Here is a 21,959-nt window from a genome sequence, read left to right as displayed (position 1 = left end):
AAATCACAGGAGAATTCCCCAATATAGAGTACAGCTATAAACCAACTTTCTGCAATCACTGTGACAATGCTCCCTGCGTTGAAGCCTGTCCCGTTGATCCCAAAGCGATCTTTAAAGATTCTGAAAGCAATCTGGTCCTGATGGATGCTGACCGCTGTATCGGCTGCCGCAACTGTGAAAATGAATGTCCCTATGGTGTTATTAGCTACAATGCTGAAGAAGCTCATCCTTTCTGGCGGGATGAAAAAGGTCAGGAAATGGTCGAAGATGTGGGCGGAAATGTTATACCCTATTATAATCCCAATAGGGCCCGCACCTGGGATGGCATCAGAAGAGAAGAAGTAGTGGAAAAATGTACCTTCTGTGATCACAGACTCGCCGAAGGTCTCAATCCCTACTGTGTGGAATCCTGTCCCGCCCAGGCCCTGAATTTCGGCGATCTGGATGATACCAGCAGCGAGGTATATCAGCTGCTGGAAGAATATGAGGCCACCAGATTAAAGGAAGATCAGGGGACAGAACCCAATGTTTATTATATCAGGGAGTTCAGCAAACTGGAAAAGCAGTAGAGGTGAAATAAATTCATGAATACAGAAGAAGAAAAAATAAAAGCACGCCGTAACATTTACCATGCCCTGAGCGCTGGATTTTACGTTCCCGAAGCGGATAATTTAACTTCTTCCTACAGCAAAGAATTCTCAGAGAACTTCAAAATCCTGGAGGCCTGGACTGAAGCAAAAGAATATGTGCAGGGGCTGGAAAATGCCAGCGAAAGTTATAGTTCTCTCGAGGAGCTGCTGATTGAACACAGCAAACTCTTTCTGGGGCCGGATAAACTTCTGGCCCCTCCCTATGGCTCTTATTATATCGATGATAAGGTGACCATGGGAGAAAGCACCCGGGCGGTGATGGATATATATGAAAAACTGGAGCTGGAATTATCCGATTCCTTCAAGGACCTGCCCGATCATATAGCTTTGGAGCTCAATTTTTTGGCCTATCTGACTGAACAGCAGCTGGTTCTGTCAGAGGAGCATAAGTCCGAAGATAGCGGGGAAAACGTTCTGAAATGGCAGAAATATTTCCTGGAAAATTGTCTGGCTCCCTGGTATGAGCCCTTTGTCGACAGGATCAAAAATAACTTCGATTCTGAGTATTATGATAGTCTGGCCGATATACTCGCTTATTTTCTGGCACAAGAACGTGAATATCTGGCCCGGATCGCCTGATCATCATGCTGGGCAAATATCTGTTCAGACTCTTCGCTGAAAAGGTTCTGCCAGAAGAAATTGAGATTAAAGGTTCAAGATGTCTGAATAATGATAGAAATTTTCTCTGCTGCCGGGGCTGTGTTAGAATCTGTCCCCGGCGCAATCTCAGCCTGCAGAAAAATGATATTCCGAAAAAACATGATCGCTGTACTGGCTGTGGATTGTGCATCTCTATATGCCCGACTGCAGCCTTAAATTTTAAAGAGCTGGAAAGAACAAAGATAAACAGCAGACTCATTCAGGCCGCCCAATCCCGCAGCTTTCTCAAGCCTGTCTGCAAAAAATTGAAAAAATCAGATTCTTCCGGGGCAATATTGACAGGCTGCCCGGGAAGTTTTTCTTTGGCCCGGCTCATTATCCCTCCAGTTCTGGGGAGTGAACTTTATCTCCCCTTTGCAGATTGCCGGGAGGCTGGCTGCAGCAACTTTGACCGTGTCGCCCCCTGGATAAAAAACCAGGTTGAATTTCTCAAAAAGATTTTTCCCGGCTGCAGGCCTTTTATTTATACCGGCAAAAAAAGGCCCGGATCAGACGGCAGCTCATCTTTATCGGGTGATACCGATGAAGATGATGAAGAACTGGACCGCCGGGAAGTTTTCTCCAGTCTGGCCCGGAAAAGCGGGGAGGTTTTGGAAGATCTGACAGAGATGGGAAAAGAAGAGCTGCAGAAAAGATATCCCGGAGCTGGAAAAGAAGATAGTGTCATACTTCCCCGGGAATTACTGCAGATAATCTGCAGGATATCTGCAGAAAATAACAGTCTGGATATTAATGATAATTTGATAATTTCTGCCCGGCCGGAATTCAGAGAAGAACGCTGCACATGCTGCCGGCGCTGTGAAAAATTATGTCCCACCGGCGCGATCAAATTCACCCAGGAAAATCCGTTTTTTTATCCGGGCAGATGCACCGGCTGTCATGTCTGCCGCAGCAGCTGTCCTCAGGATGCTTTAAAATTTGTCGGCGGTCTCACACATGATGAGTTTACCGCCGGCAGGATCGTCCTTGAGCCCGGATTCAGGCTGGGAAAATGCCCTGATTGTGGGGCCCCGTTCAATTTAAAAAGCGGCAGAGATAAATGTTATTTTTGTTAGTTTTCATTTTTTATTCCAATTCTCTTTTGCAAAGGAGGTAATATAATGTTTGGACTGGGCGCTCCTGAATTGATTATAATTCTGGGGATAATCCTGATAATCTTTGGCCCCGGCAGAGTACCGGAGATGGGAAGAGCTATAGGTTCGGGTATAAGAGAGCTTAAAAATGCCAGCAAAGAGGTGGAGGAAGTTTCCGTAATAGACGAAGATAAAGACGAGTAAAAGATAATGGATCTTCTTGTCTTTAGTTGGTTAATAGGTGTATAAAAAACCTCATTTAGTTGTACTGTAAGATATAAAGCTTCGTTCACAATGAAATTCCCCCCCGATCTTATACGATATCTATCAACTGATAAAAGGAAGATCCAGGATAATAAGGGGCCGGTTGGAAGAGCTATGGCCTATGTCCTCAAGTGATTCTATTGATGAGAATCTCGGGGTGAGAACCTCGGGGCAGTAACACATTTATTTGCCGTGAGGCACTGCTGGAAACAGGCGGGAAAGCTCATTATTTTTACAGCGGAAAAAAACCGGAAATAACCGGGAAGGAATATAATCACATATCTTGAATTAATAAAGCAGGGAAAAAAACTAAATATCGGCGCAATCAGGTGCCTCCGGCATTGCCGGGGGATAATAGGGAATCAGGTGAGAAGCCTGAACGGGCCCGCCACTGTAACTGGTCACCCCGGATTTTTATCTGCCACCAGTCGCCTATGATTTTGCCCGGCCGGCAAGGGCGCTGGGAAGGTAAAATCCGGCAAAGGCCAGAAGTCAGGAGACCTGCCTGGTTGTCGAGCCTGCAGTTCCCCTATGGCAGGGAATGTAGGTGAAGCTAATACAGGACCGGAGAGTCCCTTATATCTCCTATCAGCTCATTTAACCGTCGCATTTTACCGGACCTGTGTAGGCTTACTCACCTAAACCGCTCAACCTGTCAGGGTTGGGCCTTTTATTTTGCCATAAATATGAGCAACAATAAACGGGCAAAAAAACAAAGGAGGTTATTTCTAAAATTGGTCACCTCAATACCGCTTTTTAATAATTTCTATCATCGTTTTATGAAAAATTTCCTGCTGATCTCACTCGCAGTGGTTTTCATTCTGGCTGCTGGAGCATTTATCAATCCGCAGTCCGCCCGGGTTTCCGGTGAGGTTCTGGAGATAGAGGATAGGGGAGGTCGAATTGTTGAAGTTCCTCATGAGCCAGAAGAAGTCATAGCCGTCGGTTCCGGGGCCCCGCGCAATGTTCTCTATTTTACCGGGGTCGAAAATATAATCGGGGTCGAAGAAGGAGAAGTCGGCTCTGATGACGAGCTTTACCGGGATTATCAGCTGGTCTATGAAGAGTTGAGAGAAAAACCTCAGATAGGACCCAACCACGGCGGCGATTCCGAGCTCATCGCCCGTCAGGATCCTGATTTGATCATTCATTCGGGAGATGTCCAGGATGCTGAAGATCTACAGGACAGGACGGAAATACCGGTCGTTTATCTGGATTTTGGCGATCTGCACAAATATCGTGATGTGCTCTTCGACGACTGGCGCATCCTGGGAGAAATATTCGGCGAGGAGGATAGAGCCGAAGAACTGATAGATTTTACCGAAGAGATTATATCCGACCTGGAAAGCAGAGGTCAGGAGGTGACCGAAGAAAAAAGACCGGAAGTCTTTATCGGAGGTATGGGTCACAGGGGAGCTCATGGCTTGACCTCGGTCCGGGTGCCCTTTCCTCCCCTGGAATTTTTAGATGCCGATCATGTCGCCGAAAGAGAGCTGGATTTTGACACCGTCACCCAGGCCAATGTGGACAGAGAACAGCTTATGCTCTGGGATCCTGACTATATTTTCATGGATTCCAGCAATTTAAACCTGGTTTACGACGATATGGACCGGCATGACGAGTTCGCCGCTCTTAAGGCAGTACAAAAAGAGAGAACTCATACACTTCTGCCCTATTCCTCCTATCACCGCCAGTTCAGCAATATTCTGGCCAACGGTTACTATATAGGAAGTGTCATATATCCGGAAGCTTTTGAAGATGTAGATCCTGTCGACCGGGCGGAAGAAATTATGGAAGTGTTTCTGGGCGAACCGGTTTTTGAAGAACAGCAGGAGTTTTTCCCCTCCTTTGAACAGATAAATCTGCTGGAAAAATAGATTCGTCAATATTGGCAAATATTAGGGCGTATAGGGCCTATAGGGGTGGAAAATATTTATTGTAAATTTCGAGGGGGATCGTCTTTTGGAGGAAGTTAAAAATCGCGTTTTGCAGGATTATCGATCACATCAGTACAAAAAATTCATTTTTGGCATCGCATCTCTTATCATCCTGGCTTTTCTGGTTATTATAGCCATATCCGTGGGTTCGACCACAATTCCGCCCCGGGAGGTGCTGGCGGTTTTGCTGGGGGCGGAAACCTCGGGACCTGTCAGGGTCATAATCTGGAACATAAGAATACCTCAGGTGATAGCTGCCATCGTTGCCGGGGCCGGCCTCTCGGTATCGGGCACCATAATGCAGACTATATTGAAAAATCCTCTTGGTTCACCCTTCACCCTCGGTGTATCCCAGGCAGCTGGCTTTGGAGCGGCCTTTTCCATCGTCATTCTGGGAGTGGGGCAGGTTCACAGCGGTACAGATGGAGATATTATTCTGAATAATCCTTATATAACCACCATTTCCGCCTTCGGCTGGGCGCTTGTTTCCACCCTTATCATCCTTGCCCTGGTTCGTTACAAAGGGGCTGCAGCCGAAACTCTCATACTGACCGGAGTTGCTCTGGGTTCTCTATTTGGGGCCGGCACCACAGCTATCCAGTATTTTGCCGACGATGTCGAGGTGGCCTCTATCGTTTTCTGGACTTTTGGAGATGTGGGACGGGCTACCTGGTCCGATCTGGGACTGATCATCGCCGTGCTGCTGCCCTGTTTGATCTATTTTGTCAGCAAAGGCTGGGATTATAATGTGATGAGCTCGGGCGATGAATCCGCCGAAGCTTTGGGGGTTGACGTGGAGAGATTGAGAATTATCGGAATGCTGCTTTCGTCTTTTCTGGCAGCGGTTATAGTTTCTTTTGTGGGAATTATCGGTTTTGTGGGATTGGTGGCGCCTCATATGGTCAGGAAGTTAATAGGCACCGATGATAGATATCTCATTCCCTTCTCAGCGCTAGCCGGTTCAATTCTGCTGCTGGCCTCCGATACTGCCGCCCGAACGCTGCTATCTCCCATAGTATTGCCCGTGGGAGTGGTCACCTCATTCCTGGGAGCCCCCCTGTTTATCTATCTTGTTATGAGGGGGAAAGAATACTTATGGAGTTAAAGGTAGATTCTATCGATTTCAGCTACGATGAAACTCTGGTGCTTGAGGATGTAAGCTTTGAGCTCAAAGCAGGTGAAATTTTAAGCATAATCGGTCCCAACGGTTCGGGGAAAAGCACCCTTATCAAGTGCATAAACCGGATTCTTGACCCTAAAAAGGGTTCGCTTATTTTTAACGGCAGAGATTTGCTCAATCTTACCAGAGAAGATCTGGCCCGACACCTGGGCTATGTTCCGCAGAACGAGAGCAGAAATTTTCCCGTTACCGTCTTCGATGCTATCATGATGGGCCGCAAACCTTATATATCCTGGAAGCCCCGCGAAAAAGATATGGAAATAGTTTCGGAGATCATTGAAAAACTGCAGCTGGAAGATCTCTGCCTGCGGGATGTGAAAAGACTGAGCGGAGGTCAGCGCCAGAAGGTTCTTTTTGGGAGAGCTTTAGCCCAGGAGCCGGATATTCTTCTCCTCGATGAACCGACCAGCGATCTGGATCTTCGCCATCAGCTGGAGGTTTTGGAGTTGATCCGCCAGGAGACCAGCCGGGGGATAGCGGCGATCACGGCAATCCATGATCTGAGTCTTGCCTCTCGTTACAGCGATAAGTTTATAATGCTCTCAGAAGGCCGTGTTTATGCTGCTGGCGGCCGGGAAATTCTTTCATCTGAAAATCTTCAGGAAGTTTACGGGGTAGAAGTGGCTGTACTCGAACATCGGGGAGAGAAGATAATTGTTCCGGAAAGTCCTATCGCCTGACCTAACCGGATTGCAGAGCACTTAACTGCGGCCGTTATAAATACAGGGATTGTGATTTTATTGGCTCCATATGCAGTATCGATTTTCAGCGAAGACGCCGCCACCCTCGCTTTTGCTGCCGGCTTTTTGCGTGCCCTGTGTCTGGTCGCGCCTCTGCTCACATTTTATCGGGTAATATCCGGTCATTTAACCGGGGCCGGCGATACCGCTGGAACTGGGGATTATGGAAATTTTTGTGGGACTGTTTGTGGACTGCGCTTTATGGCTTCTGATAAGTTTTAATCGACTACTTCCACCTGCCAGTCGCTGTCGACCCACAATCCTAAAACATCGGCTCCCGATATCCAGGAATTGACCACCTCGACTGCATCTTTAATATGTTCAATCTGACCTGCTCTGCCGGCCGGATTGGCAGCACAATCATAATGACCCACAACTGCTATTCTTTCAGAATTATGTTCTTCAGTAGACACCTTCACCCGCTCTTTGATGGACTCCACTGTTTTTTGATCCTCATTTTTCGCCAGGATGAGATTCGGTCCCGGTTCGGTGATCATATCCACGTGATCAACTTCGTAATTCTCGTGAAACCAGTCCAGAACCGGCGTCTGTACCCTGCCGTCTATGCAGTTAATCACCGTCATAAAAACTCCCTTTTCCATTGTATTCTACCTCCTTTCAGAAGTTTTTGAGCATGAAGTCGTTTGAATATTTAACCGACAAATTTTCGCTGTTAAATTATGATATTCTCCCTGCCGGCAAAAACTCCTGCTTCAGATTAAAATTTTAGGTTTTCATCTCTTCAGCCGGTAAATAGATGGGGTAAAAAAGCTCATTACCATCAAAATAAGAAAATCCCAACTGCTGAATTGAAGCAGCCGGGACTCAAATCACCTAGCGTCAGGTTTTGAGGGTAGTAAAATACTATCCGGAGTATCTGTTTATGTCCATGGTTCCGTTCTATACCGATAGGCTTTTAACTATTCAACCATTACGACGGGTTTTATCATATCGCGGGGTTTTTCCTTCATGAGCTTAAAAGCATCTTCAATGCCTTCTAATCCGTACAGGCGGTGTGTTATTAGGTGCGAGGGGTCCAGCCTGCCATACTCCACCAGCCGGCTCAGTTTTTCCATGCGCACCCTGCCACCAGGACAGAGGCCGCCGCGTATATCCTTATGGGCCATACCGTTACCCCATTCAAAGCGGGGCAGAGGCAGCTCTTTGCCTTCATCGAAGTAGACAAGGTTGGATATGGTGCCGCCGGGCCTGGTCAGCTCTACAGCCTGTTTGAGTATATCCTGGCCGCCTCCTGCCACGATGGTGCAGTCAACCTCTTTGCCATCGGTGGACTCCATAATCTGTTCGACTGTGTCGCCATCACGATAATTTATATGGTCTGTCATTCCGTATCTTTTAGCAGCTTCAACACATACCTGTCTGGAACCCACAGCAAATATGCGGGAAGCTCCATTTATAGCAGCTCCGGCTATAGCCATAAGTCCTACAGGTCCGATACCCAGCACGACCACAGTATCGCCATTTCCTATCTCGGCCAGCTCAACACCATGCATGCCGGTAGTAACCATATCTGTGAGCATGAGGGCGGATTCCATCGATATCTCCGGGGAAAGATGGGCCAGATTAAGATCGGCCTGATTCACATGAAAGACCTCCCGGAAGACCCCGTCCTTTACATTGGCAAATCTGAAGCCCTGCAGCATACCTCCGGAGTGCTGATGTCCCCTATCCTGAATATCCCGGCTGTGCCAGTCCGGCGTTATGGCGGGAACTATCACCTTATCACCTGCTGCAAAATCCTCTACTTTGTCTCCGGTTTCCACAATTTCGCCCACCGCTTCATGACCTAAGACCATATTATTTCTTTCACCTATAGCTCCGGAATAAACGGTGTGGATATCCGAAGTGCAGGGGGCTACAGCCAGCGGTCTGATCAGGGCATCATAAGGTCCACAGTCGGGTTTGGGCTTTTCAATCCAGCCCACCTCACCGACCTCTTTCATGGCAAAGCTCTTAACTTTTGTAGCAGTCTTCAGCGTCTCCTCTCTCATCTTGGATTTCATTTTATTACCTCCCGGGTATTGTGATTAATTTCATTATCTCGCCTATAATATAACATGCATGCGGGACCAGTTCAATATAAAAGCCTGAATTACTTATTTTCAAAAGATTTCCAGGCTTTATTCGTGTATGATTTTCTATATTATAGCTAAAACTGATTATTTGTTCCTGTTATTTATATATATTTAATAATTTTTGTCTCTCTATTTCCCTCAACCAGGTGTAAATAAAGAGGATAGAGTCATTTATGGCAGCAATAAAGACCTGTATTATCATTATGCCGAACCTGCAATGGATATCTCTTTATGCCCTTAATCCCTCAAATAACAGGGCTCAGGCTGATTATATTAGCTGCGGCTGCCCGAAAATTATGCAGCACTATCATTGTAATTAATAAAATTTTCACAAAGATCGCCCTAAAAGACCCTTTTCAGGCTTTTTAACCGGGGCTTTAGTCGCCAGAAGACATGATATACCCGATAATACTGTTTACACCTATAAGAAAGGCCGGGAAAATCATGTATTGTCTGCAGTCAGCCATCTGCTTGACATGATGGAGATAATAAGTTATTATATTTGCAACTGATTAACATATCAAAATTAGATGAGATGAGCTTAGCCAGGCTAGATGAGATGAAAGCAGAATAGCTGAGGCAATTTGCCCTGCTGTATAATTTTCCTCATATCGTCCATCTCATCGGGCTGGCGTCCGTGCTTTTTTTGTTTTTTTATTTACTTAATTTTTTAACAATAAGAGGGGGAAAATTCATGCAAAATTCAGATCAGGCGGATGTCACCCGGGAAAATGATAGGGAAGAAGAAAACGGTTTTTTTGGTGAATTTGGCGGCAGATTTGTTCCAGAAGAACTGGAACCGGCCCTGCAGGAGCTGGAAGATGCCTATTTTGAGTACAGAGAAAAGCAGGAATTTCAGGATACGCTCTCCCATTATTTAAAGGAAAATGTGGGAAGACCTTCACCTCTATATTTTGCCGAAAGATTGACAGAAAAATATGGCGGGGCAAAAATATATCTAAAACGCGAGGATCTTAACCATATGGGTGCTCACAAAATCAATAACACCCTCGGCCAGTGTCTGCTGGCCAAACACATGGGGAAAAAGCGGCTGGTGGCGGAGACCGGCGCGGGCCAGCACGGAGTGGCAACCGCCACTGTAGCGGCCATGTTTGGTCTGGAATGCGAAATCTTCATGGGCAAAAAGGATGTTGAAAGACAATCGCTAAATGCCTACCGGATGAGACTTTTGGGGGCAGAAGTAAATCCTGTCACCAGGGGAAATGCCACGCTTTCAGAGGCCGTCGACGCTGCTCTGGAGGACTGGATTCAAAATCTGGATGATACCTTTTATCTGCTGGGATCAGCAGTGGGTCCTCATCCCTATCCCACCATGGTCAGAGATTTTCAATCCATCATAGGGGAGGAAACAAAAGAACAGATCAGGCAAAAAGAGGGTAAGCTGCCGGATTATCTGCTGGCCTGTGTGGGAGGAGGCAGCAATGCCATCGGTCTTTTCCATCCCTTCCGTCAGGAAAAAGAGGTGAAGTTAATAGGTCTGGAAGCGGGAGGAAAGGGAGATAAAGAAGGCGAACATGCCGCCACCATGACCCGGGGAAAGCCGGGGGTAAAACACGGCTATAAAAGTTATCTGCTCCAGAATGAGAAGGGAGAGGGTTCTCCCGTTCATTCTTTGGCCGCCGGACTCGATTATCCCGGTGTGGGCCCCGAACACAGCTATATGCGGAAAACAGGCCGGGCCCGCTATGAAGCTATATCGGATGAAGAAGCTCTCGCTGCTTTTCGGGAGTTATCTGAACTGGAGGGTATTATTCCTGCTTTAGAAAGCTCCCATGCTCTGGCTTATCTCTCCCGGCTGGCTCCAGAGCTGGACAGCGAGGATATCATCGTCGTCAATCTCTCCGGACGCGGCGATAAGGATGTGGAGTCGACCTCCGAACACTTCAGTTAAAGATGAATAAAAGCTTTTAATTTAGGTTCTTCCTGTTATCAGTTGATAGATATCTTACAGGATCACTATCATGATAATAATTGCTGGAAGCAGTAAAGCTTAAGTTCAAGTATCATTTCGCTTTACAGCTTCCAGCATTATACATTATGAAGATGATCTCAAAATGAAGATGATCTCAAACAAATTTCAGCCGGTCTATCTCTTATCTCAATCTATCTCCTCTATAAATTTGCGCAGCCGCTTTAGACCCTCTTTGATATCCGCGAGCGAGGCAGCGTAGGAAAGCCGGATATATCCGTCATGGCCGAAGGCTTTGCCCGGCACGACCGCCACTTTTTTTCCCTCCAGGAAAAGATCGGCAAATGACATCGAACCCTGAATCTTTTGACCATCATAGGTAGAGCCGAATAGATTCTCGATATTGACCATGAGATAAAAGGCTCCGTATGGCTTTATACAGCTGACTTCAGGCATATCATCTATCTCTTCGACCATGTAATCCCGGCGTTCTTTGAAGACTTCCACCATCTCATAGATCGGCTCTTTAGATCCTTCCAGGCCTGCCACGCTGGCATACTGGGCTATGGAATTGGGATTGGAAGTGGCATGGCTCTGCATATTAGCCATGATTTCGATTATTTCCTGCGGTCCAGCGGCAAATCCGATCCGCCAGCCGGTCATGGAATAGGCTTTGGACATGCCATTTATCACGATGGTCTGCTTTTTGATCTCCTCGCCCAGAGTGGCAATGCTCACATGCTCCCTCTCATCATATATAATCTCCTCGTAAATCTCATCTGAAACCACCATAAAATCTTCTTTCACGGCCAGAGCGGCTATCTCTTCCAGCTTTTTTTCGGTGTAAACACAGCCGGTCGGATTATTGGGGCTGTTGAGAATTAAAGCCTTCGTATCCTCGTTTACTGCTCCGCGCAGATCCCCGATGTCGACTTTAAATCCATTCTCCTCCCGGGCTTTTACATAGGTCGGATCTCCTCCGCCCATCTTTACCATCTCCGGATAGGAAACCCAGTAGGGAAGAGGGATGATGACCTCGTCTCCTTCATTTAAAATAGCCTGAAAGGTGTTGAAAAGACAGTGTTTGGCTCCGTTGGATATTATAATCTGGTCCAGATCGTAATGCAGCCCGCTGTCCTTTTTGAATTTTCTTTGCACCGCTTTTTTCAAACCTTTGGTGCCGGCGGCAGGTGTGTAGGTGGTAAGTCCTTTATCGATGGCTTCTTTACCGGCCTCTCCTATATGTTCGGGAGTGTCAAAATCGGGCTCGCCCGCTCCAAATCCGATCACATCGTGACCATCGGCCTGTAATTCTTTGGCCCGGGCGCTTATGGCCAGCGTCATCGATGCCTCAATCGTCTGCGCCCTCTCCGATAATTTCATAACTAGCTTATTCCCCCTTCAAAATTTTACAAAAATACTCCCTTTTTCAGTTTAGCATATAAAAAAGGGCCAGGCAAACCTTATGATATCATTCACTTTTAAAAATACTTGTATACATGTATGAAAAAAACAGACAGCATTTACATTTTCTGAATATTTATCTAACATAAAAGATGTCATTATCTTTTTAATTATAAATATGGAAAAATTTCATTGTGAACGCAGCTTTATATCTTCCAGTACAACTAAATGAGGTTTTTAACACACCTAGCTCTGGAGAAAGGAGGCGGGAAAAATTGCTGCAGAGGGACAACGATATTCTGCTGGAGATGGCTCATGACATTCAGGACACCTACGGCTATATTCCTGAGAGAGAGATTACCAATCTGGCGGAGAAATTTTCCGAACCCCGGGCCAAGATCTACGGGGCGCTGGAATTTTACTCGATGTTTTACACCGAACCGACCGGCAAATATATTATCAGGCTCTGCGACAGCGTATCATGCTATCTGAATGATTCCAGCGAGGTGCTGACAGCGGTCCAGGATTATCTCGGTCTGGAGTGCGGCGAGACCTCTGAGGATAAATTGTTCACCCTGGAAGTCGTCGAATGTCTGGGACACTGCGGAGAAGGGCCGGTGATGATGGTAAACGACAAAATGTACACGGAGATGAGCCCGGGCCGGGCGCTGGATATCCTATCAGAATGTCAATAAGGAGGGTAAGCTGATGGTTCAGGAGCAAAAATTTCTCAAAGGGCCCCGGCTGCGGGATCTCGAGGAATACGATTTTCCGGGCCTGCAGCGGGCCATGGATATAGGTTCGGAGGCGATTATTGAAGAGATCAGCCAGGCCGGACTTTTAGGCCGAGGAGGAGCCGGCTTTCCCACCGGAAAAAAGTGGGAGCTGGCCTATCAGGAAGAGGGAGAATTCAAGTATGTGATCTGCAATGCCGATGAGGGGGAACCGGGCACTTTTAAGGACAGATATCTGCTGGATGAGAGGATTTTGAAAGTTCTGGAGGGCATGCTGATCGCCGCCTACACGATAGATGCAGATTTTGGCTATATTTATATCAGAGGAGAATATTTCAACTCGATAAATATTCTGCAGGAGACGCTGGAAGAAGCTCGCGAATCAGGGGTTTTGGGAGAGAATATATTGGGTTCTGACTTTAGCTTCGATATAAAATTAGTTCGGGGCGCCGGCTGTTATGTCTGCGGCGATGAGACCTCGCTTTTGAATTCGCTGGAGGGCATGAGAGGAGGATCGCGCACCAAGCCGCCCTATCCCATCAGCAAAGGACTCTGCGGCTGTCCCACGCTGGTCAACAATGTCGAATCTCTGGCCTGTGCTGCCGAGATCCTAAATCAGGGGAGCGAAAAATTTGCCGCCCTGGGCACCGCAGAGAGCAAAGGGACGAAACTCGTCTGTCTCAGCGGCGATGTCAATTTCTCCGGCGTATATGAGGTAGAATTCGGCAGCTCGACTCTGCAGGAGATTATCGACGATCTGGGCGGCGGGCTCAAAAAGAGCCAGGATATAAAATTTGTAATTCCCGGCGGGCTTTCCACCAGGGTTCTGCCCCCGGAAAGGCTGCAGTGCGAATATTCCTATGAAGGCCTGGATGAAGCCGGTTCCAGCCTGGGTTCGGGCGGAGTTATGGTGGTCGGCTCGGAACAAAATCTCAAAGATATTCTCACCCGGATAGCCAGATTTTATATGGACGAATCCTGCGGCACCTGTTTTCCCTGCCGGGAGGGTAATCATCAGATTTATGAGATCGTCTCCAATTCGGATAACGGCAGCGAAGATTTCCCCGAAGAAAAGCTGGAGATAATAGAAGATCTGGGCAGCACTATGGCGGCTGCCGCCCGCTGTGGCCTGGGGCAGACCGCTCGGCTTCCCACAGGCTCGATCATTTCCGAATTCAAGCAGGAGCTAACCGAGGAGGCTGTTTATCATGATTGAACTGACCATCGATAACAAGCAGGTAACCGTCGAGCCGGGCACCACAATTTTAGAAGCGGCCAGCCAGATCAATGTGAATATACCCACCCTCTGTTTTGCCGATGATCTCGAAGTTTACGGGGGCTGCCGGCTCTGCGTGGTGGAAGTCGAGGGCCAGGACCAGCTGCGGCCGGCCTGCAACACCAGAGCCCGGGAGGGAATGGAGATCAAAACCCATTCTCCCCGCGTGAGAGAGGTAAGAGAGAATTTATTCGAGATGATCATAGCCTCGCACAATATCAGCTGTGAGCTCAACTGTCTGATCTGCAGCCGTCAGAGCAGCTGTGAGCTCGAAGATTTAGCTCAGGATATCGGCGTCAGCCGCGTGCGCCTCGAGCCGAGCGGGAATGGCGAGGAAGAACTCGACCGTTCCAGCTTTTCCATAGTGAGGGAGCCGCAAAAATGCATCAACTGCACCCGTTGTATCAGAAAATGCGAGGAAGTTCAGGGGGTCGGCGTCTTTGCCAAAGCCAACCGCGGCCCCGAGACAAAGGTAACCACCTTCCGGGATAAAGGCATGGGCAATGTGGAATGCACCAACTGCGGTCAGTGCGTTGTCTCCTGTCCGACCGGCGCTCTGCATGAGGTCTATCATCAGGACGGCGTCTGGGATGCCATTTACGATGATGATAAGCATGTTATCGTGCAGACTGCTCCCTCGGTACGTGTGGCGATAGCTGAACCCTTCGGAAAAGAACCGGGTACCATCGCCACCGGTCAGATGGTGGCCGCTTTGAGAAAACTCGGGTTTGACCGGGTATTCGACACCAATTTCACTGCTGATCTAACCATAATGGAGGAAGGTACCGAAGTGGTCGAGAGGGTATTAAACGATGATCATCTGCCGGTTTTGACATCCTGCAGCCCCGGCTGGATCAAATTCATCGAGCATTTTTATCCCGAATATCTCGAAAATCTCTCCACGGCCAAATCGCCGCAGCAGATGTTCGGGGCGGTGGCCAAAAGTTATTATGCCGATAAAATGGGGCTGGCTGAGGATGAGCTCGTGGTGGTCTCCATAATGCCCTGCACCGCCAAAAAGTTTGAGGCCAACCGGCCGGAGATGGGCGATGATGTTGATTATGTGCTGACCACCCGCGAGGCGGCCCGCATGCTGAAATCGGTCGGTATCGATGCCTGCCAGCTGGAACCGGAGGATTATGATGAGATGCTGGGCGTCTCCTCAGGAGCCGGCGATATTTTCGGAGCCAGCGGCGGCGTTATGGAAGCGGCCGTCAGAACTGCCTATAATCTCATAACCGGCGAGGAGCTCGAGGAGATCGATGTCACTCCGGTCAGAGGTCTGCAGGGATTGAAGACGGCCGAGGTACCTGTCACCGACGATATTACCCTGAAGGTGGGCGTGGCCCACGGCCTCAGCAATGCTCAAAAGATGATGGAGAAGATAGAAGCGGGAGAGGAATTTCATTTTGTCGAGATGATGGCCTGTCCGGGCGGCTGTATCAGCGGCGGGGGCCAGCCGATCAATACCGATATGACCTGGGAAGAGGTGAGGGAACGGAGAATAAACTCGCTTTATGATATAGATGAGAACAAGGAGCTGCGCCGTTCCCATGAAAACCCCAGAATCCAGAAACTCTATCAGGAATTTCTGGATGAACCGGGCAGCTCCCGGGCCCATAAGCTGCTGCACACCGATTACACCTTCAGAGGCGTGCCGGGAGGATAAAACTGGCCGAGAAAAAATCGGGTACAAAAAAATTGATCGATGATAAAAAAGCCGGACGACAGCGGGACAGAGTTATCTCCGCTGGCGTCCGGCCTTTTCGCTTTTGGTTCTTCTTTGTCTTCAGCGGGGCTTTCCCGGCTAAAAATCGGAAAATTTTTCCCGGCTCTCATCAAGCCCCTGAGAAAAGATCATCGACTCCGTGCTGCAGACGAGAAACTGCACTCCCTTCTCGTACATCCTGTCGGCGTGTTCTTCATCTTCACACCACATTCCGAGAGCGACATCCTGGCGGCGGCAGACTTTTATGATCTTATCCACCGCCTTCTGCACCCGCTGATGGTCGGTCTGCCCCGGTATACCCATAGAGCCGGAGAGATCGAAAGGCCCTATGAAGATCATATCCAGGCCCTCCACCTCTGCAATCTCCTCTATATTATTCACAGCTCCGACAGTTTCGGCCTGAACGGCTGTCAAAATATCATCGTTTGCGCTTTCCAGATATTCCTTCATATTATCTCCATAATTGGTGGCCCGACCGGGACCTATACCTCTGATGCCCCGGGGAGGATACTTGCTGGCTGAAACGGCCGACTCGCATTCTTCGCGGTCGGATACCAGCGGGATCAATATTCCTTCCGGCCCTATATCCAGAATCTGCTTTATGATGGCTGTATCATTATCGGGCGCTCTGATGAGAGGCGAAATATCTCGTCCCTGCAGAACTTCCAGGCAGTTTCTCAGACTGGAGCTGGTAAAATGACCGTGTTCGCCATCCAAAACCACCCAGTCGAAGTCAGCGGCAGCTATAATCCTTGATACGCCGGGATGGTCCAGCACCTGAAAGATACCCGGGCATTTTTCTCCCTCCAGAAGCTTTTCTTTTAAATTTTTCTGGCCCATTTTGATCTCCTCCGTTCTGTTTTCCTTTGATGAATACGGCTAAAATTATATCAAATCGACCGATATGGAGAAAAACCTCTTTTAAACCCTGGCTTCGTGCAGCTCTATCTTTTCTATCCTGCCGGGAAATACCTCGGTGATCCCTCCTGACTGATTGAGCTTTAATTTTCCTTCATCCGTTTTTTCAAGGCTTTTTATTCCGTCGTGATTTTGGCCCGCCTTCATCTCGACCCGCATGAGTTTAATATGCTTCATCCGCTCACCTCCTGAAGTTATTAAAATAGGATCTTCCTGTATTCAGCTGGTAAATAGGTGTGAAATTTAGAGTATCACTTTGCTTTATATCTGCAAGAAATATAAAGGGCCATCTGCTGGAAACAGATGACCGAGGGATCTGTTTTAAACTAAACCATTTCCAGTATTTAGTATAACACAGCGAGATATTTCAAACAAATCATATGATGGAATTTTAGTCTCTTTATTCCAGCGGCCGGCCCTCTCCATCGAAGAGCGGAAGTATTTCGAGATAGATTATATCCTCCCGCCCCCGGGCCTGACCCTCAGCCAGCAGGGCGGCCCTGGCGGCTACCTCTCCTCCGGCCTGCTCGACCAGAGTTGCCACAGCCTCCATAGAGGCTCCGGTGCTGACCACATCATCTATTATCGCCACCTTTTTCCCGGCAATTTTATCGGCATTGCAGCGGTCGAGACAGAGCACCTGTTTTTCCCGTGTGGTGACCGAATCGACCTCGACTATAAGCGGATCTCTCATGTAGGATTTGACGCTTTTGCGGGCAACTATATAGTTCATATCGAAAAAGCGGGCGACTTCGTGAATGAGTGGAATACCCTTGGCTTCGGCCGAGATCAGCAGATCAAATTCCGGCAGCCGGGAAGCCAGTTCGGGAGCGGCCCGGATGAGCAGTTCGGTATCACCCAGGATGACGAAGCTGGCTATGGCCAGATCTTCTTCGATCTGAATGATCGGCAGCTCTCTTTTGAGCCCGCATATATCCAGTTCGTATTTATCCATGACAGTTCACCTACAATCCTACCGCGGTGGAGAGCATTTTGACGACGAGCCCGGAAACCAGACCGATAAAGGGATCGGTTATGGCGGTCATGGTTACCGTTACTCCGCCCACCAGCGGATCGGCCGCTGCTGCTTCCAGATTATCGGGTACGGTGACTATAGCTCCCAGCACCAGCAGAAACCCCGATATAGCCTGAGCGGGCACGTATTTGCCCAGCCGGGGCAGAAACCCGGCGAGCAGAATGACGGCCATGATGCTCATCATCATGACTGCTGACAGCACCGGCCGGGGAGCCGCGCCGGTTGCGGAGATGATCGATTCCACCGGGGCTCCGCCGAAGAGAGAAGAGCCCATATTGCCCAGCCCGCTGACAACGGTCAGGTGATCGATATTGATAGGTCGACCTGCCAGCGAGGCAGTTATCTCCCCAAAAGCTATATTGGCTCCTATGGTGAGACACACCAAAGCCAGCGCTCCGCGCAGCACGGGCAGATTCAGCACAGGCCGGCGGATTTTGAGCAGCTCTTCGGTGGCAAAATCGCCGGGGCGCTCTCCCTCGATGAGATAACCGACGACGCTTCCCGCGGCCACCGATAACACGATGGTATAGACGAGATCCTGGGTGAATACATAGACTAAAAGGCCGGTCGCGATCGAACTCAGGCCCACCGGCCGGTTTTCCCGGGTCATATTGACAGCTACCAGGCTCAGCATGATCCCCACTCCCGCCATCATGCCGCTGGTTATGACCGTTCCCACGAAATCAATCACCGTCTCCAGCAGGCCAAAAACCCCGATGATTCCCATGATAGCGCCGGACATAAATACCATGGAGAGCTTCTCGCGATAACTATCTCCCAGTTTTCCGGCGAGTGTTATCGTCTCGGCCTGAAAGGAAATTGGAGCGACCAGGCCCAGCGCCCCGACGCCGACAGCTCCGATAATAAAGGCTATGGCGCTGGGGACTGCGGCAAAACCGAAGGACATCGCTAAAAGCCCCTGGGGAAGTCCGTTGACAACCACCCCTAAGGCGGCCAGCAGATCCTGTATCATTTTTTATCTACCTCCAGATAAGATTTGAATTATGAGAACTTTTTCTTTGATCCGGGAGAGGAGAAGAGACGGGCAATAGAAGGTGGGCCAAAATAAAAAACCCGGGCGAATAGGCTCTCTGACTCTGAGCAGAACCTACCCGCCTGGGTTTTTGTCCCTTCGGTGTTTTTAACATCGCTCGGACCTGCCGGAACAGACAAAAGAGACGATAACTCCAGATCCAAAAACAGCAGAAGATGAGATCTCAAAGCTGTCCCGGCGGCTACCTAGATGCCTTCTCCCATAGTCAGGCAGTTTACGGCTGCCTGGTAGAGACTTGCGAGCCTTATTCTCGCAATTATATAAGGCTGTATTTTAGGATCTTCTTGTCTTCGATTAATAGGTGTGTAAAACCTCATTTAGTTGTACTGGAAGATATAAAGCTGCGTTCACAATGAAATTTTTTCCCGGCTTACGTTTAGTTCTCGGCCAAAAATTGCGCTCTCTTCGCGAGAGCTCATCCCTGAGCTCCCGCTCAGCCCGGCACATCCTGAGCCGGGGACACTATTTTTTGGCCAGGGACTTAACCTGAGTTGCGAAAAATTTCGAGTATCACTTTGCTTTATATCTTCCAGCCACTATTGTCATGATAGTGGTCTTATACGATATTCATCAACTGATAACAAGAAGATCCGTATTTTATTTACGAATATAATTTTAACATGCCGGGCCCCCGGGTGCAAGTAAAACTTCTTCTCAGAATCTGCAATCTTAACATATCACGATCGATGATCTGAAAAGTCCAGCTCGAATATTAGCCGGGAAAAACGTCAATCATGATGGAGTTTTGCCCCTGAAAGAAGGATTTTAATCAACTTTAAATAATTATAAAATATACAGCTGTATACAGGTTGTATTTAACAGGGGAGGCTGAAAAAGAATGGGAAAATCTCCAGATAGGAAGAAGCGTTTAGAGGATGCCCATATGCATTTGATCGAAAGAATTTCCAAAATGCAGTCCCAAAGACAGCAGGGCCAGAACCTCTCTGACAAAGCATACAGGATTATTAAAAATTCAATTATTACCTGTGAGCTTGAACCCGGCAGTTATCTGAGTGAAAATATGCTGGCTGAGGCTCTGGAAATGAGCAGAACCCCGATCAGAGAGGCCATAAAACTTTTGCAGGAAGAAAATTTGCTTACAGCGGAGAAGAGCCAGGGAATTTATGTGAGCGATATAAGTCTCAGCGATGTAAAACAGCTTTATGCTACCAGAGAAGCGCTGGAGTGCAAAGCTCTGGATTTAGCCAGGGATTCATTGGATAAAAAAAGATTTGATGAGCTAAAAAATCAGCTGGAGGAATATCTCATAAAATTAAAAAGAGGTGAAGAATTGGATTATGAAGTTATGGCTGCCAGCGATCGGAAATTTCATATGGCGATCATAGAGGAAAGCGAAAATGATTATATTAAAAATTTCATGAACAATATTTATGCTCAGATCAGCAGATACCAGTATTTATCTGCAAGGGCTCACAGCGATATAGAAGACTCCATCTATCAACATCTGCAATTAATCGAACTCATACAGAATGAGAGTTTTGCAGAAACAATAAAAAAACTGAAAATACATATCGACAAAGCCGCCCAAAATATAATATACGGCATATTTCATTAGAGTCACTGCTGGCTGCTTATTTTTTTAAAAATTTCATTTTAAGCGAGGGGAAAAAATGAATGATGACTCCATTATTAAAGTAAATCACTCTCGGCTGGCAGAGTTCAGCCAGGAGATGTTAAAAGCTGCTGGACTGGAAGAAAATGGAGCAGAAATAGCTGCATCTTCCTTGATAGAAGCCAACTTGATGGGCATAGACACCCATGGTGTGATGAGATTACCTATATACTGCCGCAGATTAAAAGAGAATATGGTGAATCCCAATCCCGAGATTGAATTTGAAAAACGCTCGCCGGCAACAGGAATGATAGACGGTAAAAACGGGCAGGGCCAGATTGTAGGTCACAAAGCTACAGAGAAAGTTATCGGACTCGCCCGGGAAGAAGGAGCGGGATTTGTAGGCGTGAAAATGAGTAATCATTTCGGAATTGCCGGCTTCTTTTCCCGGCGGATTATTAAAGAAGATCAAATAGGAATTGTTTTTTCCAATGCTCCTTCCTGTCTGGTTCCTTTTGGAGGTGGGGAGCCATACTTTGGCACCAATCCTATATCTGTCGGTTTTCCTACGGGAAAAAACTTTGACATAATCATCGATATGGCTACCAGCAGGGTTGCAATGGGGAAAATAATTATGGCTGAAAAAAATAATCAGCAAATTCCCGAAGACTGGGCCATTGATCAAAATGGAACCCCGACTACAGATCCCCGCGAAGCCAAAAAAGGGGGGCTTTTGCCCGCAGGAGGCCCTAAAGGTTCTGCTCTCGCTTTGATGGTCTCCATTTTTACCGGGGTTTTAACCGGAGCAAAATGGGGGGAGCATCTGCGTTCGATGTTCAAAAATTTTGAGGAACCTCAGAATTTTGGTCACTTTTTTGGAGCTTTTGATATCGAAAGTTTTATTTCATCTGCAGAATATTATGAGAGAATAAATAGCCTGGTCGATGAGATTAAAAGTATTCCTCCGGCTGCAGGGTTTGAGGAGGTAAAACTACCCGGTGAGATCGAAGCCGAAGAAAAGAAAAAAAGAATTGAGCAGGGAATTCCTCTAAAAAAAGAAATTGCTGGTGAGCTGAAAAAATTGAACAAAAGACTGAAAGCGGGAATGGAACTATTTCCAGATGAAAATGAATTATAATTGTGGTTTTTCTTTTTATCTTCCAGTATAACTAAATGAGCTTTTTTTGTCACACCTATTTATCAGCTGAAGACAGGAAGGTTCATAATTGTTTGTTCTCCTGAAACTTTGTCGTTCTGACAATATTAGTGTATTAAAATGTTATTTTAACATAGATAAGTGTAAGTATACTTGTATTTTAATGAATTAAGTGGTTTATTTTATTGTTTAGCATATTAAAATTAAATATAACAACCATACTGCAGACGATTGGAGGTGGATAAACATAATTAATCCCGGACTTATTTTTGCTGGCGGGTTAATCGACTGATTTTTTCTTAGCAGGGCCGGTCCTTTACTTAAAATTCTGGTCTCAATCTGAACATGATGGTGATAATTCGGGCTGTCTTTCGATTAAAGAGCGGTTATTTTGCAGATAAAATACAGTTAAATCCTGGTTTTATCTGTTAGCAACTTCCATTATCAAATCAATTAGGAGTGTTAATATGTTCGCAGGCAAAAAAGCGCTGTTCATAAGTCTTTTGGTTATCTCCGCAGTTTTAATAAGCGGTGGTATAACAGAAGCTG

The 21,959-nt window shown here is 47.4% G+C and carries 21 protein-coding genes and 2 riboswitches; of the genes, 14 read left to right on the top strand and 7 right to left on the bottom strand.

Translation table 11 applies throughout. The features are described 5' to 3' along the window. The 8 genes from BLT15_RS11865 to BLT15_RS11830 all read left to right on the top strand — a co-directional run. The coding region (locus tag BLT15_RS11865; protein WP_143423086.1) for a 4Fe-4S dicluster domain-containing protein at positions 1-569 on the top strand (569 nt) is incomplete at its 5' end. 15 nt (positions 570-584) lie between these two features. Further along, positions 585-1,229, top strand: a complete 645-nt coding sequence (locus tag BLT15_RS11860) for a TorD/DmsD family molecular chaperone (RefSeq protein ID WP_089762068.1) — start codon at positions 585-587, stop codon at positions 1,227-1,229. Positions 1,230-1,234: 5 nt separating this feature from the next. Further along, positions 1,235-2,365, top strand: a complete 1,131-nt coding sequence (locus BLT15_RS11855) for a 4Fe-4S dicluster domain-containing protein (RefSeq protein ID WP_089762066.1) — start codon at positions 1,235-1,237, stop codon at positions 2,363-2,365. Between the two features lie 45 nt (positions 2,366-2,410). After that, on the top strand, positions 2,411-2,587 hold the full coding sequence (gene tatA, locus BLT15_RS11850) for a twin-arginine translocase TatA/TatE family subunit (RefSeq protein ID WP_089762063.1): 177 nt from the start codon (positions 2,411-2,413) through the stop codon (positions 2,585-2,587). 370 nt (positions 2,588-2,957) lie between these two features. Beyond that, a riboswitch (cobalamin riboswitch) is annotated at positions 2,958-3,170 on the top strand. Between the two features lie 211 nt (positions 3,171-3,381). Beyond that, positions 3,382-4,524: an ABC transporter substrate-binding protein gene (locus BLT15_RS11845; protein WP_159429943.1), complete on the top strand. Its 1,143-nt coding sequence runs from the start codon at positions 3,382-3,384 to the stop codon at positions 4,522-4,524. Positions 4,525-4,609: 85 nt separating this feature from the next. Beyond that, entirely contained in the window at positions 4,610-5,689 is a 1,080-nt protein-coding gene (locus BLT15_RS11840; RefSeq protein ID WP_089762059.1) for a FecCD family ABC transporter permease, read from the top strand. Continuing rightward, positions 5,680-6,444, top strand: coding sequence for an ABC transporter ATP-binding protein (locus BLT15_RS11835; protein WP_089762057.1), 765 nt, complete (start codon positions 5,680-5,682; stop codon positions 6,442-6,444). The genes BLT15_RS11840 and BLT15_RS11835 overlap by 10 nt, the downstream gene beginning before the upstream one ends. 9 nt (positions 6,445-6,453) lie before the next feature. After that, positions 6,454-6,726, top strand: a complete 273-nt coding sequence (locus BLT15_RS11830) for an MATE family efflux transporter (protein WP_089762054.1) — start codon at positions 6,454-6,456, stop codon at positions 6,724-6,726. On the opposite strand, the gene BLT15_RS11825 is transcribed toward BLT15_RS11830, so the two are convergent. Both BLT15_RS11825 and BLT15_RS11820 read right to left on the bottom strand, forming a co-directional pair. After that, positions 6,723-7,106: a carbonic anhydrase gene (locus tag BLT15_RS11825; RefSeq protein WP_089762051.1), complete on the bottom strand. Its 384-nt coding sequence runs from the start codon at positions 7,104-7,106 to the stop codon at positions 6,723-6,725. The two genes, BLT15_RS11830 and BLT15_RS11825, sit on opposite strands and share 4 nt — an antisense overlap. 318 nt (positions 7,107-7,424) lie before the next feature. Beyond that, complete coding sequence (locus BLT15_RS11820; protein ID WP_234985615.1) at positions 7,425-8,528, bottom strand: NAD(P)-dependent alcohol dehydrogenase; 1,104 nt, start codon at positions 8,526-8,528, stop codon at positions 7,425-7,427. A gap of 766 nt (positions 8,529-9,294) precedes the next feature. On the opposite strand from BLT15_RS11820, the gene trpB reads away from it, so the two are divergent. Beyond that, entirely contained in the window at positions 9,295-10,512 is a 1,218-nt protein-coding gene (gene trpB, locus BLT15_RS11815; RefSeq protein WP_089762049.1) for a tryptophan synthase subunit beta, read from the top strand. 207 nt (positions 10,513-10,719) lie between these two features. Here the strand turns inward: trpB and BLT15_RS11810 are convergent, their stop codons facing one another. Continuing rightward, complete coding sequence (locus tag BLT15_RS11810) at positions 10,720-11,913, bottom strand: pyridoxal phosphate-dependent aminotransferase (protein ID WP_089762047.1); 1,194 nt, start codon at positions 11,911-11,913, stop codon at positions 10,720-10,722. A gap of 296 nt (positions 11,914-12,209) precedes the next feature. Here BLT15_RS11810 and BLT15_RS11805 point away from each other — a divergent pair, with 296 nt between their 5' ends. From BLT15_RS11805 to BLT15_RS11795, 3 genes are read left to right on the top strand one after another with little or no spacing between them, the layout of a single operon-like run. Next, positions 12,210-12,629, top strand: a complete 420-nt coding sequence (locus tag BLT15_RS11805) for an NADH-quinone oxidoreductase subunit NuoE family protein (RefSeq protein ID WP_234985614.1) — start codon at positions 12,210-12,212, stop codon at positions 12,627-12,629. A gap of 13 nt (positions 12,630-12,642) precedes the next feature. Further along, entirely contained in the window at positions 12,643-13,884 is a 1,242-nt protein-coding gene (locus tag BLT15_RS11800) for a complex I 51 kDa subunit family protein (RefSeq protein WP_089762045.1), read from the top strand. Then, on the top strand, positions 13,877-15,613 hold the full coding sequence (locus BLT15_RS11795; RefSeq protein WP_089762043.1) for an NADH-dependent [FeFe] hydrogenase, group A6: 1,737 nt from the start codon (positions 13,877-13,879) through the stop codon (positions 15,611-15,613). Before BLT15_RS11800 ends, BLT15_RS11795 begins: the two co-directional genes overlap by 8 nt. A gap of 138 nt (positions 15,614-15,751) precedes the next feature. Here BLT15_RS11795 and BLT15_RS11785 read toward each other — a convergent pair whose 3' ends face one another. The 4 genes from BLT15_RS11785 to BLT15_RS11775 all read right to left on the bottom strand — a co-directional run bounded on the left by BLT15_RS11785 (position 15,752) and on the right by BLT15_RS11775 (position 18,600). Then, complete coding sequence (locus tag BLT15_RS11785; RefSeq protein WP_089762039.1) at positions 15,752-16,513, bottom strand: HpcH/HpaI aldolase family protein; 762 nt, start codon at positions 16,511-16,513, stop codon at positions 15,752-15,754. Between the two features lie 81 nt (positions 16,514-16,594). After that, entirely contained in the window at positions 16,595-16,768 is a 174-nt protein-coding gene (locus tag BLT15_RS13330; protein ID WP_159429941.1) for a hypothetical protein, read from the bottom strand. A 223-nt stretch (positions 16,769-16,991) separates the two neighbouring features. Then, a complete protein-coding gene (locus BLT15_RS11780) occupies positions 16,992-17,546 on the bottom strand; it encodes a phosphoribosyltransferase family protein (RefSeq protein WP_089762037.1) in 555 nt (184 codons plus the stop codon). Between the two features lie 10 nt (positions 17,547-17,556). Then, positions 17,557-18,600, bottom strand: coding sequence for a SulP family inorganic anion transporter (locus BLT15_RS11775; RefSeq protein ID WP_089762035.1), 1,044 nt, complete (start codon positions 18,598-18,600; stop codon positions 17,557-17,559). Positions 18,601-18,863: 263 nt separating this feature from the next. Continuing rightward, positions 18,864-18,965: riboswitch (purine riboswitch) on the bottom strand. Positions 18,966-19,519: 554 nt separating this feature from the next. Between BLT15_RS11775 and BLT15_RS11770 the strand changes: the two genes are divergently transcribed. Further along, positions 19,520-20,257, top strand: a complete 738-nt coding sequence (locus tag BLT15_RS11770) for a GntR family transcriptional regulator (RefSeq protein WP_089762033.1) — start codon at positions 19,520-19,522, stop codon at positions 20,255-20,257. Between the two features lie 55 nt (positions 20,258-20,312). Beyond that, the gene (locus BLT15_RS11765; protein ID WP_089762030.1) at positions 20,313-21,392 is read left to right on the top strand and encodes an Ldh family oxidoreductase; all 1,080 of its coding nucleotides are present in this window, start codon (positions 20,313-20,315) and stop codon (positions 21,390-21,392) included. Positions 21,393-21,959 lie beyond the last annotated feature (567 nt).

This window comes from Halarsenatibacter silvermanii, assembly GCF_900103135.1.
GTDB classification, from domain to species: Bacteria; Bacillota; Halanaerobiia; order Halanaerobiales; family Halarsenatibacteraceae; genus Halarsenatibacter; species Halarsenatibacter silvermanii.
The sequence above is the reverse complement of the archived record's forward strand: the minus strand, read 5'-3'. Positions and strand labels throughout refer to the sequence as shown.